16 protein-coding genes are annotated in these 14,476 nt (G+C 43.7%); 6 read left to right on the top strand and 10 right to left on the bottom strand.

Translation table 11 applies throughout. The features are described from left to right. The 3 genes from C1S73_RS20980 to C1S73_RS20970 all read right to left on the bottom strand — a co-directional run bounded on the left by C1S73_RS20980 (position 1) and on the right by C1S73_RS20970 (position 2,582). On the bottom strand, positions 1-705 hold the full coding sequence (locus C1S73_RS20980) for a class I SAM-dependent methyltransferase (protein ID WP_020194703.1): 705 nt from the start codon (positions 703-705) through the stop codon (positions 1-3). A gap of 193 nt (positions 706-898) precedes the next feature. Further along, positions 899-1,306, bottom strand: a complete 408-nt coding sequence (locus C1S73_RS20975) for an SPOR domain-containing protein (RefSeq protein ID WP_038865140.1) — start codon at positions 1,304-1,306, stop codon at positions 899-901. A gap of 106 nt (positions 1,307-1,412) precedes the next feature. Beyond that, entirely contained in the window at positions 1,413-2,582 is a 1,170-nt protein-coding gene (locus C1S73_RS20970; RefSeq protein WP_050566671.1) for a D-alanyl-D-alanine carboxypeptidase family protein, read from the bottom strand. A gap of 502 nt (positions 2,583-3,084) precedes the next feature. Between C1S73_RS20970 and C1S73_RS20960 the strand changes: the two genes are divergently transcribed. Next, positions 3,085-4,692: a BCCT family transporter gene (locus tag C1S73_RS20960; RefSeq protein ID WP_038865139.1), complete on the top strand. Its 1,608-nt coding sequence runs from the start codon at positions 3,085-3,087 to the stop codon at positions 4,690-4,692. Between the two features lie 320 nt (positions 4,693-5,012). Here the strand turns inward: C1S73_RS20960 and yghU are convergent, their stop codons facing one another. Next, entirely contained in the window at positions 5,013-5,873 is an 861-nt protein-coding gene (yghU, locus tag C1S73_RS20955) for a glutathione-dependent disulfide-bond oxidoreductase (protein WP_038865137.1), read from the bottom strand. A 215-nt stretch (positions 5,874-6,088) separates the two neighbouring features. Continuing rightward, positions 6,089-6,655 carry a TetR/AcrR family transcriptional regulator gene (locus tag C1S73_RS20950; protein ID WP_038865136.1) on the bottom strand — a complete coding sequence of 189 codons (567 nt, stop codon included), beginning with the start codon at positions 6,653-6,655 and terminating at the stop codon, positions 6,089-6,091. A gap of 99 nt (positions 6,656-6,754) precedes the next feature. On the opposite strand from C1S73_RS20950, the gene C1S73_RS20945 reads away from it, so the two are divergent. Further along, a complete protein-coding gene (locus tag C1S73_RS20945; RefSeq protein ID WP_038865135.1) occupies positions 6,755-7,288 on the top strand; it encodes a dihydrofolate reductase family protein in 534 nt (177 codons plus the stop codon). A 427-nt stretch (positions 7,289-7,715) separates the two neighbouring features. Here C1S73_RS20945 and C1S73_RS20940 read toward each other — a convergent pair whose 3' ends face one another. After that, positions 7,716-7,973, bottom strand: coding sequence for a hypothetical protein (locus C1S73_RS20940; protein ID WP_038865133.1), 258 nt, complete (start codon positions 7,971-7,973; stop codon positions 7,716-7,718). A 504-nt stretch (positions 7,974-8,477) separates the two neighbouring features. On the opposite strand from C1S73_RS20940, the gene C1S73_RS20935 reads away from it, so the two are divergent. Further along, entirely contained in the window at positions 8,478-8,687 is a 210-nt protein-coding gene (locus C1S73_RS20935) for a hypothetical protein (RefSeq protein WP_038865132.1), read from the top strand. Positions 8,688-8,912: 225 nt separating this feature from the next. On the opposite strand, the gene C1S73_RS27935 is transcribed toward C1S73_RS20935, so the two are convergent. From C1S73_RS27935 to C1S73_RS20915, 4 genes are all read right to left on the bottom strand, one after another. After that, a complete protein-coding gene (locus C1S73_RS27935; RefSeq protein WP_167391666.1) occupies positions 8,913-9,077 on the bottom strand; it encodes a hypothetical protein in 165 nt (54 codons plus the stop codon). 251 nt (positions 9,078-9,328) lie between these two features. Next, positions 9,329-9,529, bottom strand: a complete 201-nt coding sequence (locus C1S73_RS20925; RefSeq protein ID WP_038865129.1) for a hypothetical protein — start codon at positions 9,527-9,529, stop codon at positions 9,329-9,331. A 120-nt stretch (positions 9,530-9,649) separates the two neighbouring features. Next, positions 9,650-9,862, bottom strand: coding sequence for a transcription antiterminator/RNA stability regulator CspE (gene cspE, locus C1S73_RS20920; protein ID WP_038865127.1), 213 nt, complete (start codon positions 9,860-9,862; stop codon positions 9,650-9,652). A gap of 778 nt (positions 9,863-10,640) precedes the next feature. Beyond that, positions 10,641-11,495, bottom strand: a complete 855-nt coding sequence (locus C1S73_RS20915) for a LysR substrate-binding domain-containing protein (RefSeq protein ID WP_042602589.1) — start codon at positions 11,493-11,495, stop codon at positions 10,641-10,643. A gap of 193 nt (positions 11,496-11,688) precedes the next feature. Here C1S73_RS20915 and C1S73_RS20910 point away from each other — a divergent pair, with 193 nt between their 5' ends. From C1S73_RS20910 to phnC, 3 genes are read left to right on the top strand one after another with little or no spacing between them, the layout of a single operon-like run. Beyond that, positions 11,689-12,780 carry a phosphonoacetaldehyde reductase gene (locus tag C1S73_RS20910; protein ID WP_038865125.1) on the top strand — a complete coding sequence of 364 codons (1,092 nt, stop codon included), beginning with the start codon at positions 11,689-11,691 and terminating at the stop codon, positions 12,778-12,780. A gap of 12 nt (positions 12,781-12,792) precedes the next feature. Continuing rightward, entirely contained in the window at positions 12,793-13,638 is an 846-nt protein-coding gene (locus C1S73_RS20905; protein WP_050566670.1) for a phosphate/phosphite/phosphonate ABC transporter substrate-binding protein, read from the top strand. A 21-nt stretch (positions 13,639-13,659) separates the two neighbouring features. Continuing rightward, a complete protein-coding gene (gene phnC, locus C1S73_RS20900; RefSeq protein ID WP_050566669.1) occupies positions 13,660-14,475 on the top strand; it encodes a phosphonate ABC transporter ATP-binding protein in 816 nt (271 codons plus the stop codon). The last annotated feature ends 1 nt before the right edge of the window (position 14,476 follow it).

Below are 14,476 nucleotides of genomic sequence, written 5' to 3'. Positions count from 1 at the left end.
CTAGCTCAGCGCTACACATTTAATGAAGATGAAGTTCGGGAACGTCGCCAAACGTTGATAATGCTCCTGAGAGATTTCACGAATCTTTTCATTCACCTTACCTTCTGAAATCGCCAGCATCGCCATGTTACTGCCCGTAATCGCATCGGTAATGTCTTGTAATGAACGGCGGTAGAATGCCACAGGAACCGGTTCTCCTACCGTATTCCACATATCTTCAACCAGCTCTTTATCGTAGTAATTACCAGAAGCCGAACATTCGAAATCCGCAAATGGATGATGGGTTGAGAAGACAAACTGACCACCGGCTTTTAGTACTCGTTGAATATCGTTAAACAAGGGACGAAGATCTTCAATGTAATGAACCATCAGCGGGCAAATGACTAAATCGTACTGCCCGTCCGCCTCTTCAGGTAAACCAAGCGCCAAGTTTTGCGCGTAAGCGGTGACCGAGCTACCTAGCTTTTCTTTTACGATATCTATCATCTCTTGTGCAGCGTCGATGCAGGTTACTGAGCTTGCGCCCAGCTCAAGAAGAAGCTGCGCGTAAATACCAGAACCACAACCTAAATCCAGCACCTTTTTGCCTGCCACATCACCGACTAGTTCAAGGGTGTTTGGACGCTCAAAATGCGCGTTGTACAGGTTATCTTGCGCGGCTAAATCGTATTGCTTTGCGTAGGTGGTGTACATTTCTTGCTTCATGGTGACTCCAACGAAAAAGTGGGATGCGAAGACTAGAAAATACTCGATATGAAGTAAAGTGAAAAGCACGTCAGATCAGTGATCTTGCGCGTACATTGAAGAAGTGGCGTTCTGAAAAATAGAAAGAGCCTTACCGATGTATCGAAAGACTCTGAATTGTGTGCAAACCCCTAATCGAATCGAAGCCTAGGTATTAACGCATTCGCACCACACTGGTCTCTTGCTTGCGCTGCATTTCACCAAACGTCAGCACAAACGGGGAAGATTGCTTAACGCGGCTTGGCAACGAAGACAGTGCGTTATAAGCGTCTTGCTTGGTTTTGAAATCCCCAACCGTCACGGTATACCATCGTGTACCACGGCTATTTTTCCAGTTCACCCAAACCGGATGTTTCGGATCGATATAGCGAATGTACTCTTTGACATCCTTTTCTTTTTTGAGTGCCAGTACCTGCATCGTGTAGTGATTTGGGTTGAGGTATCCATAAGCATCTTGCGATGACATAACACCAACACATTGCCCAGAATCGACTGGTTGATGCTGCGGCAGCACACAGCCAGTAAGGGAAAAAGCCAAGGCCAAAGATAAAATCTTGCGCACACGTAACTCCGTTTTTTTGTTCTGAATGTTTCTCTTAATGAGTGCTCAAAACAAAAAGGCGACCATTTCGGCCGCCTTAGTAAATCAATTTGCGTGTAATCGAGATTTAGAACCAGCTCGCGACCAAGCGCTTAAACCAATCCATTAGACGTTTGAAGATACTGCCTTCATCAACGGGCTCTAACGCCACTAGCTCAGTTTCTTTCACGACGTCACCGTCGACCTTATACAAAACCTTGCCAACCACTTGGTCTTTTTGAATCGGGGCAATTAAATCGCCGTTGTATTCAACTTCCGCTTGCAGCTTATTTACATCGCCTTTTGGTAGCGTTAGATAAATATCGCGATCGACGCCGACTTTCAATTCATCTTGATTGCCCATCCAAACGCGCGCTGTTGATACTTCTTTACCAGCTTCAGTTGGTACAACCGTATCAAAGAAACGGAAGCCATAACTCAGTAGTTGTTTGCTTTCTGACTCACGTACACTTGGGCTTTTTGCGCCCATTACAACCGCGACCAAACGCATGTCACCATTAGTTGCCGACGTCGCAAGGCTGTAACCTGCGCCACTGGTGTAACCGGTTTTCATGCCATCCACACTCATGCTGCGATCGCGTAGCAAGCCATTCCGGTTGTATTGGGTAATGCCGTTGTAAGTAAACGAAGTCTCGCTGTACAACGGGTAGATATCTGGTAAATCACGAATGATGGCACGGCCGAGAGTCGCAATATCACGAGGTGTCGAATACAAACCATCACTGTCCAATCCGTGTGGGTTGGTAAATGCAGAGTTTGATAAACCAAGCTGATTCGCCCAACTGTTCATCAATCCAACAAACCCAGCTTCACTGCCTGCAACGTGTTCTGCGATAGCCACACTGGCATCGTTACCCGATTGAACAATCAAACCACGATATAGATCAGACAAAGAAACAGAGGTACCCACTTCAATGAACATTTTTGAAGAGTCTGGGAAGTTTTTTGCCCATGCATTTCGGCTGATCACCACGTCGTCATCCAGACTGATGTTGCCTGATTTAACCTCCTGACCAGCAACATAGGCGGTCATCAGTTTGGTCAAACTTGCGGGGTTAAGACGCTTATCTGCGTCTCTTTCTACCAATACAGTTCCGGTGTGGTAATCCATTAAAACGTAACCGCGTGAGCTAAGCTCCGGAGCATTAGGAACAACGGTAGGTGCAGCAAAACTAAAAGTAGATACTGCAGTCAGAGCAGTCGCTAACGTAGCATTGATTAAAGTGTTTTTTCTCATAGCAGCTTTCTGTGGCTTACAAACTAAGTGGAGTATATTGAAACGCTGTTCAGTTACAGCAGCTCTGTTACGATTCGTTACGTTTACTCGATGTTTGTCGAAAAGAATGCGATGTCCGTAGAATATTGCACACAAAACCGGCATATAAATACGCTAGTCAAGCATATGAGACAACTAACATTTATCACCATTCAAAATACCAAAGCGCTAATAGCAAAGAGCTGAACTTTCCATCTTAGCCCCGTCCTTTTAGCCCTTACTCTCTGTGCTCAAGACCCAAAAAGATTACACATCAAAACATTACACCTCATAACTTTTCAACCCTAAATGCACGGTCAAAACTCGCATAAAAGGACAAAAAAAAGCGCAAATTTGCATATTTTTACATAAAACATTATTATCTCGTCGCATTTTTTAATTTGAACTCAAAATAAATGGAGAGCGGTTTTGGTGTTTTTCTTGAAAAAGGACAGCACTTTTAAAAAGCGTACATGTTGTATTTATGGATAATGCACTAAAAAAATATAGTATCGACACCACCGACTATCAGGTTGGCCAAGACAACGTTCAAAAGTGGGGATTCGATATCCACAATCCAGTATTCGGAATTAGTGCTGGTCTTGTTCTTCTTTGTCTTGCTTCTCTTCTCATTGTTGACCCTGCGACTGCTCGTGATGCCCTAAACGGCCTAAAGAACGGCATCATTTCAGATTTCGACTCGTTCTTTATGTGGTCAGCAAACTTCTTCATCTTATTCGCTATCGCGATTCTTTTTTCTCCCCTCGGAAAAATTAGAATCGGCGGTAAAGACGCCATTGCAGAACACTCAACCATTTCTTGGTTATCTATGCTTTTTGCTGCCGGTATGGGTATTGGACTGTTGTTCTGGAGTGTTTCAGAACCAACCGCTTACTTTACCAATTGGTTCGGTACTCCTCTCAACGTAGAGCCTTATACCGAAGAAGCAAAATCACTTGCGATGGCCGCAACCATGTTCCACTGGGGCATCCACGGTTGGGCGATCTACGCAATTGTTGCACTCTCACTGGCCTTCTTCGCTTTTAATAAAGGTTTACCACTTTCTTTGCGCTCAGCGTTTTATCCAATCTTTGGGGACCGCGCTTGGGGTTGGTTAGGTCACGTTATCGATATTCTAGCGGTACTCTCCACTCTATTTGGTCTAGCGACGTCTCTCGGTTTAGGTGCACAACAAGCAACCAGTGGCATTAACCATGTATTTGGTTTAGAAGGTGGCATTGGTACGCAAATGATTGTTATCGCATTCGTTACTTTTATCGCAGTACTTTCTGTGATCCGAGGTATCGATGGAGGTGTCAAACTACTGAGTAACATCAACATGGCGGTGGCTTTTGCACTGCTGGCGTTCGTGATGTTCATTAGCTTCGATATCGCGACAACATCCATTTGGGATACCACTGTCGCTTACGCACAGAATATCTTTGCACTCAGCAACCCTGTTGGTCGTGAAGACACTGAATGGATGCACGGTTGGACTGTTTTCTATTGGGCGTGGTGGGTATCTTGGTCACCATTCGTGGGCATGTTTATCGCACGTGTATCGAAAGGACGTACCGTTCGAGAGTTTATCTTCGCGGTTATCGTGATTCCAACCACAGTAACCTTAGTTTGGATGGCCGTATTCGGTGGTATCGCACTCGACCAAGTCGTCAATAAAGTCGGTGAATTAGGCGCAAATGGCTTAACCGATATCTCACTGACGTTGTTCCATGTGTATGACGCCATGCCATTTAGTTCAGTCATTTCAATCCTGTCTATCGTTCTGATTTTGGTGTTCTTTATTACGTCATCAGACTCTGGCTCGCTGGTTATCGATAGCATCACCGCTGGCGGCAAAATTGATGCACCAGTACCACAGCGTATTTTCTGGGCATGTATTGAAGGCTCTATCGCTGCCGTCATGCTTTGGATTGGTGGTAAAGAGGCACTGCAAGCACTGCAATCTGGCGTTGTCGCAACGGGTTTACCATTCACCTTAGTCTTATTGGTCATGTGTGTGAGCTTGATTAAAGGCTTAAGATCAGAATTACCGGCGTATCAAAACGCAATGCAGAAACCTTCTGTTGCTTAGCAAAAGCTTTATATCATCAATATGAGAAACGAGCGTCCATTTGGCGCTCGTTTTTTATGCTCGTCACCGTATTGTATTGCGAATCAATAAGTTCCGTTCTTACACATAAAAAAGCCCCAAACGCAAAGGTGTTGGGGCGAATAAAGCAATGAGTTATTGGTCAAGGGATTCTAACTCACCACTGGAACGGACTTAGTCCTATGACATCCTTTGTTACGCAGCTTTATTTCAAGGCGATCACTTATTACTTTGCGTACGCCTCTCGACGAAACAAAAAAGGAATGCCGAAGCATTCCTTTTTACTCATTCAGAAAGGGCAATTATTCAGGCTTCTTCGCCAGCGCCGCATCAATGTCTGATGCGCTGTGACGCTCTGCCACATGCTCCCACTCTTCACCCCATGCGCGGTTAACAATGCGACCACGTTTTACCGCTTCACGCTCATCAATCGCTTTTGCCCAACGCACGACGTTTTTGTAGCTTGCTACATCTAGGAATTCAGCCGCATCGTAAGCACGACCCAAGACTAGGTTGCCGTACCAAGGCCAAGTTGCGATATCAGCGATGCTGTACTCATCGCCACCAAGGAATTCATTGTTCGCAAGACGCTTATCCAGTACATCTAGCTGACGTTTTGTTTCCATCGTGAAACGGTTAATTGGGTACTCGAACTTCTCTGGTGCGTATGCGTAAAAGTGACCAAAACCACCGCCTAGGTATGGCGCAGAACCTTGTAGCCAGAACAACCAGTTCATGACTTCAGCGCGCTTTGCACCTTCTTGTGGTAGGAAGTGACCAAACTTCTCCGCGAGATAGAACAAGATGTTACCAGATTCGAATACGTTCACTGGCTCATCACCGGAATGATCCGCTAGTGCAGGGATCTTCGAGTTTGGGTTCACCGACACAAAGCCAGAGCCAAACTGATCACCATCACCAATCTTGATCAAATACGCGTCGTATTCTGCTTCCGTTACACCAGCTGCTAACAGTTCTTCAAACATGATCGTGACTTTCTGACCATTTGGCGTACCCATTGAGTAAAGCTGGAATGGGTGCTCGCCAACAGGAAGCGCCTGCTCATGTCTTGCACCAGAATCTGGACGGTTAATACTTGCCCATTGGCCGCCGTTTTCGTTGTCGTTTGTCCAAACTTTTGGTGGAGTATATTCGTTAGTCATTGTTATCCCTTATTGTGTTTGAATGCATCTTCAAACTGACGTCCTAATCACGCCAGCAAGCATAATCAAATGTCCCCATCGCCAAATACGATAAAGCCTATTCAAGATATTAGGTCGAATTCGCCAAATAAAAGTCCTTCAATCTCTTTTAGTTAGAACCTTTGGTTATGGGAATTTCTTTCACGCTATAAGTAAAAAGTACACGTTAATGTGAGCTAGGTTCGAGATACCAACAACGAGGAACAAATCAGCTTCAGCGGTCCATCCATCATCTCAGTCTTAATCAAGCTTGCATCGTGACAACAACTGATTGAGAACGCGAACCCATGTAGGTAATCCGCCAGCAAGTCCAAACTGTCTTTCTCCACTTGCGGGGATAAACCCAAAGGCTCAACAATGATTCGATAACGCTCGGTAAACACTTGAGCTGGGCCATGGGATGTCATGCTCAACATGGTTTGCAGCAACCCGTTGTACTCACGTAGCAGTGCAATGTAGCTAACAGACAAGCTTTTGAGTTCACCTTGCCAATCTTCATTCATTTGAGGTTGATAAATCTCCTCCACCAGCGATGTGGTTAACGCTTCAAGCAAGGCATTCTTATTTTTGAAGTAGTGATAGATCGCCATAGGATCGACATTTAATTGCGTCGCTAACGAGCGAATGCTTGGTACCTTTCCATCCTTTTTCATCAATAGCTTGGCCGATTCTAAGATGCCTTCTGCGCTTAGCTGCGACTGCTTGGCGGCCGGTCTTCCGCGTTTCTTTTCGTTGACAGACATTTGATCTTCCCGATAAACTCAGCATTATTCTACATTGTAGAATTAATTTTAACCTAACCTTTAACTTGGCTCAAGCACCAACATTTTAATGAGGTACTCATGGCAAATATCGTATTTATTGCAACCAGTCTGGACGGTTACATCGCAGATAAACAGGGCAAACTAGAATGGCTACATTCAGTACCAAACCCAGACAATATTGATACTGGCTTCTTCTCACTGATGGAACGCATTGATGGCTTGGTGATGGGACGCAATACCTTGGATGCAGTGCTGAGCTTTGATTGCGATTGGCCATACAGCAAACCGGTGTTCGTACTCAGCAACACCATGACAGAAGTGCCACAAGGCTACGAAGACAAAGTCTTTTTAGTAAAAGGCGAGCTAAAAGATGTGCTTGCTGACCTAAATGCAAAAGGTTTTAACGAGCTTTACATCGACGGCGGTGTGACGATTCAGAACTTCCTAAAAGAAGATCTTATTGATGAAATGGTGATCACGCGCTTCCCTATCCTACTTGGCGGCGGCGCACCTTTGTTTGGTGATTTGGAACGACCACTCAACTTCAAAGTGACGAAAAGCGAGGTTATTTTAGATACGTTAGTGAAAACGACTTACGTGCGTCAAAGGTAGTTTGGGGGTGAGTGAATCAAGCTCTTGACGATAACGTTAAGGGCGATTTTTGTCTTCAATAGCGATGTTCGATGGAACTCATTTTAGGACATTTTTGAGTTAGAACTGCTACAAATTAGAGCAAGTATAGTAAGTACTCGACCACAAAAATGTCCTCTGTAAACCTACCAGTCTGGATTTTATTTTTGAGCATTTTTCTAATAGAAATACGGCTCAAATCAATTCAGTGGCATTGGTAAGTCATAAAGGTGTTTTTTTGTTTTTTTGATAATCACTGTATTTTTTTGCGATCCATTGATGCAAATGCAACCCGCTATTACGCTTTAGCTGCACATCGATCACAGCCAAAATCAGTAACCCAATTATCGTTCCCATAATCATCTCCAAGCTTATCTATTCTAATTAGTACTAGTTTAAGTGCTTTTCATTAATCCATTGATTTCATAAGCTTATCCATATTTAGACCACCAAGCTCCTCTAAGTTATCCTTAATCTCTTCATCTATTGATAGATGGCGCTCAACTTTCTTTATTTCCTTCTCAAGAAACTTTTCAACTTCTTGAGATACGTTGAACATCAACCCCTGTTCACGTGCTGCTTTTCTAGCTCGTTTAAGACGATAATCTAAGTCTGATGAAATTTTAATGTTTAGCGATACTTTGGATTTTTTTTTCTGTAATTGCATGATGATACTCAATTTCAACTTAATAATACTATAAACTTTTCTACCTTTTTAGCAAGAAAAGTTAGTATTACCGATGACTGAATTGGAGTCAGAGCTGAATAAGATAGTTGTGTACGAATAAGATGTGTAAAACACCGAATGGATCACCTCTGAGCTTAGAAACGCCACAAGCACAAGATAGCTCATAGAAAGACGATGCTTTTCAACAGACAAGCTTTGGGGATGACAACCACGACATGTCTGGGACACACGTAATATTATGGCAAATGGAACGTTAAGTTGCTTAAACAGTGGGAAGCGATGAAACATACTCGTCGTGCGCAGGCTTATGGGGCGAGGTAATAACCATTGTGTGACGGGTCTTTTCCGTCCATACTCCTTGATAATCAGTTGTTTGCCTAGTCAACTTTTGGCAAGAAACCAAGTCAGTTCGAACGTTTAAGCGTGAAACAATGCTATATTGAAAGCGTCACATCACCACGTCCCCACAAAAGGAATAGTACCATGCCGACCTATCAGGTCACTTACTTCAACGCGAAACACGACGTGATGGATAGCGAAGCTATCTTCATGAAAAGTCTAACAAACGCCAAGCGCTCAGCTGAGCATCATGCGCCAGAGGGCGCAATGCGAATTGAGATTAAAGATTTAATGGATCAAATGCTAAGTCGAATGACGCTTGATGATGGCTGGGTAGATAGCAGTGAAGACTGACGTTTGCTAGCAATCATGATTCGTTTGGAACGTCATGAATAAATACACAGGTTTGATTCGTTTTTCGTAGTAGCCTTTGGCACAGTTTAACTTGTTTGTCTGACAACGCTTGCTCACGATTAAGTTGATCTCGTAAACCTGTAAGCATGTCTCGGTCCAAGTTACTCAGCTTTTCGGAGTGTAAGAGGAGTGTCGTATTGATAAGTTCAGAGAGGTTTCTTGAGCTCATAGTCCCCACTCCTTATCCCATTCTTTTTGTTCCTCAATCTCTTCTATGCGTTTGCGAACACCCATTGTTTTCAACTCTTCCGGTATCCGCTTAACCCTTTTCCCTTTCGGATTAATACTAAATTGCTTCTGCTTTTGTGTCGGTTTAGGTAGCTTGCTCATATATCATCCTATTTTTGGTGGTTTACTGAATTTCGCACCGCGTTCATATTGGCTATGAAAACAACAATGATACTACACAAGTCAGAACATAAGTGGGCAACAGTAATTCAATGATTTTTCTAAATGAGATCAACACAGATTGAACCAACGATTGCAGAAAACTGAGGCTCAGGCTTTTAAAAATGTAGTGATTCTAAGCAAAATAATTTTAGTTAATTTTATTCAAGTTAGAATAAAGCCATTTCAATTCATTATTTTTTATTGATGTATCGTTCAGCGTTTGCAAAAAGTTTATCGCATGCTTTTTTCTGTGCTAAATATTCTGATGAACCTTCAGTCATAGAATCGAGAATTCCTTTCGCTTCTTGGTATTCTTTTACCATAGCAGCGAATCGTTCTTCGAAGTTGTTTTTCTGTGTTTTCTTGCTTGATTTTCTTACTGGTTTTCTCATGTTACTTCTTACCTTATCGATCCCAACGTTTATTTTTATTCGTATTTCGAACCTTCGGGATCTTTATTAAACGTAAAGTAAAAAAAGTCTCCTCGACAGAAGAGACTTTTTAGAAATGTCTTACACTAACGTAACGTTACCCGCTTGAGGGCCTTTGTTACCTTGCTCAACAACAAAAGAAACCTTTTGGCCTTCAGATAATGTTTTGAAGCCTTCACTAACAATTGATTTGAAGTGAACAAACAGGTCAGAACCGCCGTTATCAGGAGTGATAAATCCAAAACCTTTAGATTCGTTAAACCATTTTACTGAGCCAGTTGTTTTATTTGACATAATATATCTCGATACATTGATTAAGTTAAAAAGAAAGCTACTAAATAAGGAATAAAGAATAAGGTATCGCAGGATAGATATGACGAACTTAATCGAAAAAACTGAGAAGATCTTGAACTAAATATATTATCAATAACTCACCGTTTGAGCTGCCGACACTATACACCAAGTAAAAATAATAGATATGCATTTCTTCATTAAATTTTATTCCCTATAAATTCAATAACTTGAAAGGTAAAATTTAATCTCTTGCTCTAAATGTGCGAGAATCATTCGCACAATCGTAACAACGCTAATATTCGATATCGGAAAAGTGAATGTTTCTCGCTTCTGATGAAGAAATCGCATACCCACAACCCAATATTGTTGTCCCACAAAAATGTATGGTCCGCCCCTTTATTACAACTACAATTAAGTCATAACAGAGTTGGTTTGCGCTAATGTATTCGGAGTCCTTGTTGGGAGCACTAGCTTCCCAGCTCCACGATGATATCTGCGCCAGATTATCCTGAAAAAGCCTAAAGCGTTTAACGCTGTTTTTTGTGTCAGGTTCTTAATCTGGTCGATTGACCGTTTTTGTCATCACGTTCATTGGCGTTGCAAACTTGGTTATAGCTGTACAGCCTTAAAAGCTTGGCGGTGGTACAGCACCGCCCAAGCTATTTTTGCTAGCTTGTTGGCGAAGGTAGTTTGCCGCGATAACTAGAACAAAAGAAAGGCGCCCTTCCTGATATATCAATGAAGGGCTTTTGATCTTTGAATCCACATTTGATAGCCGCTAATTGACCAACTGCCGCATTACTTTAAGAACAGGAAGTTGTTCCAACTCTTTTAAGTGAATCAGATAGGACTTGGACATAGTCTCAAGATCAGAGATTTGCACCATAGTAATGTTTGGGTGCGGTTGAAACTCATGCAAACCGACATAGCTAATACCGAGCCCGTAAATACTCGCCTCTCGAACACCTTCGCGACTGTCAATTTCAAGCTCGCTATGGGTGAGAATGCTTTTTCGCACCAATTCATCTTCAATGATTTTTCGGGTGGTAGAGCCGGATTCTCGATGGATAAGTTTTACCCCCTCTAGCTCTGCCAAAGTTATCGATTTACGTTCAGCCAGCTTGTGAGTATTTGGCACCGCTAGCACCACGGGTTGCTCCGCTATTTTGGTTGAAACCAATTTAGGATTGGGATCACGATACGCTAGCATACCGATTTCGAGTTCTCCGCTTAACACACCGTTCCGAATTTGATCAGATCCTCCAGTACGAATCTTCACATCAATATTTGGGTAGTACCGTTTAAATCGTTCAATCAATGTTAACACCGCGGCAGGGCTGACGGCTCCCATCGTTAATTGTCCGACTTTTAACGAACCGCTTCCCTCAAGCAGCTTCTTGGCGCGCTCTTGTAGTGAAAAAATCAGCCGAGTCTGCTCATACAATTCTTTGCCGGTGCTGGTAAGGCGATTGTTATTACGTTGCCTATGCAGCAACACCACATTGTATTGCTCTTCCAGTTCACGAACCTGAGCGGTAATCGTGGGTTGAGAAATATTCAGTGCTTCTGCGGCTTTGGCAAAACTGCCTAGCTTCGCCACAGTGTGAAATGAGCGTAATTGCGTTTGTTTCATCGTCTTCCCTAACCGGCATTACTCTTAATAATTCCGTTTTTATCCTGTTGTCGCTCAGTCTTATAACCACAAAAACGAGCTTCGATTTTTTCTATGTTAAGAGTGATTAAATAGTATTTTCATTAAACATTAGTGTCATTTTCATAAATTAAAGTTTGCACATCGAAACGGACAAGACACGAGAAACACAACGATGTGGCAATTTCACAACCCAGTCAGTATTAGCTTTGGAAAAGATGCGCTACCTGTTTTAGAAACGGCGCTAAATGGGCGTAAGTACGCAATCGTCACTTACGACCATCCTTATTTTGATGCGCTAGCAGACGAAATTCTAAGCTCTATCGGTGGCGGCCAAGCTACCCTCAATCAGGTCTCTGAAAACCCAGATATCGCCGATTTACCTATCATATGTGACGCATTTTCACCGCACCAAGCAGACGTCGAAGTGCTAGTTGCAATTGGCGGTGGCTCAGTAATTGATACAACTAAAGCCTTGGCTGCCGCTAGGTCTAACGCAAGTGTCATTCATCGCGTTCTAACAGAGGGAGAATCTGTCAAAGACCCACTACCGATGATTGTATTACCAACGACCACAGGAACGGGCAGTGAAGTGACTTGCTGGGCAACCATTTGGGATAAGGCATCAAATAAAAAGTTCTCACTGAGTGACCCAAGTTTGTACCCAGAAATAGCGATTTGCGATCCCAAGTTAACCCTAGAGTTGCCTATCTCGCTGACGGTCCAAACTGGATTGGATGCACTTTCTCATGCGATGGAGAGTATCTGGAATCATAACGTGAGTCCTGTGTCATTGATGTTTGCTCAGCAAGCGATCACCACGATTCGTTCAACACTACCAGCGCTAGTTGACGCCCCCCAAAACCTGCAGCTTCGCAACTTAATGATGCAAGGCTCACTCAATGCGGGTTTAGCATTTTCGAACACCAAAACATCCATTTCTCACAACCTTTCTTATGCGGTCACGCTGCGCAAAGGCTTACCTCACGGTATTGCTTGTTCATTTACTTTGCCTGCAGTCCTCGCTTCGTTTGCACATTCGGATTGTGAAACATCGGTGCACTTACGCACGATCTTTGGCACCGATCTACAAGTGGCTGCACAAGAGCTAGAAGCATGGATTCACGCATTAAACGTAAAAACTCAACCAGAAGATTATGGCTTTACACGCTCTGAATGGAAGCAAGTGGTGGAAGATGCCCTGCAAGGTGAGCGTGGCAAAAACTTTTCTGGCTGTTCCAACCAACTGATGAATATTTTCTTTTAAAGGTAACGGATTATGAACATGAAAAAATCGCTGCTGAAATGGTCGATTGCGGGCAGTACTGCACTTCTGTCTACGTCGGTAAATGCGTTAGATGATCTCAAAATGGCGCTCATCCCTTCGGAAGATTCACGTGCCATGATCAAACAAAGTAAAGCCCTGATAAATGGTTTGAGTGAGCAACTGGGCGTTAAAGTAGAGGGCTTTGTCGCAACAGACTACAACGGGGTGATTGAGGCACTGAGAGCTGGTCACATCGACATCGCTTATCTTGGTCCATTCTCCTACGTGAAAGCGGCAGAAGTGGTTGATGTAGAAGCGTTTGTCGTGGCAGAAACAGCGAAAGCGGGCGATGTGTCGTATCACAGCCAAATCATCGCGCCAGCGAATGCCGACGACATCAATCAGCTGTCTGATCTAAAAGGCAAAAACTTCGCCTTTGTCTCGCCAACGTCAACATCTGGCTACGTATTCCCTTACGTTGGCCTGAGAAATGAAGGGATTAAGCCTCGCGAATTCTTTGCCAACGTGGTGTACACCGGTGCTCACGATGCCAACATTCTAGCCGTAAAACATGGCCGAGTGGATGCAGCCACAGTTGCAGATCGCATTCTTAACTCAGCAGTCGAGAAAGGCATTATTGGCAAAGACGAGTACAAAGTGATTTGGCGTTCCGAATCTATTCCTGAGTCACCAATGGTGTGGCGCAACGATATTCCAGACGCTGATAAAGCACGTATTAAGCAGGCGTTTTTATCGATGAAAGCGGTGCAGTTTGGAGACCAAGGCATTGTTAACCGCTATATCGAAACCAATGATGCAGCCTACAACCCCGTGCGTGAAGCAGCCAAATTCAAATAGCTGAAACGCTAAGGAACCATCATGTTAAAGATAAACAACTTACACAAATCCTACGGCGATAATCAGGTACTAAGAGGCATTGACCTTGCGATCAACGAAGGGGAATTTGTGGTGATTCTGGGACCATCAGGCGCTGGCAAATCGACACTCTTGCGTTGCATCAACCGTCTAACTGAAGCGACAGATGGAGAGATAGAACTGAACGGCCGCAATATCGCCCACGTGAAAGGCAAAGAGCTGCTCAAAATCCGCCAATCAGTAGGAATGATATTCCAGCACCATAACCTCACAAAGCGCCTGTCGGTACTAAAAAATGTCTTAGTTGGCCGCATGTCTAACCTGCCATTTTGGAGCTGTGCAATGCAGCTGTTTCCGAAACAAGACATCGATATTGCCAAAGAGTGCTTAGACCAAGTCGGCCTTGATGACAAACAAAATGCCCGTGCCGACAGCTTAAGTGGTGGTCAGCAGCAGCGTGTTGGCATTGCAAGAGCGCTGGCGCAAAACCCAGAGCTTATGCTCGCCGACGAACCCGTGGCAAGCCTAGACCCGAAATCGTCACGCAAGGTACTGACTTACATCCAAAACAGTTGTAAACAGCGCAACATAGCCGTGCTGTGTAACTTGCACCAAATCGATTATGCGATGGAGTTTGGCGAGCGCATTGTTGGCTTATCAGAAGGAAAAGTCATTTTTGATGGCCTGCCAGAAGACCTGACCCCAGATATCGTTAGCCAAATATATTCCGGTTTAGAAGACGACAGCATTAGCCAACTTGTACTTCGCATGGCTGAAAAGCGCCGTCAGCAACGTATCCAAGCAGAAAAGGTGGCTTGAA

Origin of the sequence: Vibrio jasicida 090810c (genome assembly GCF_002887615.1) — a bacterium.
Classification (GTDB): domain Bacteria; phylum Pseudomonadota; class Gammaproteobacteria; order Enterobacterales; family Vibrionaceae; genus Vibrio; species Vibrio jasicida.
The sequence above is the reverse complement of the archived record's forward strand: the minus strand, read 5'-3'. Positions and strand labels throughout refer to the sequence as shown.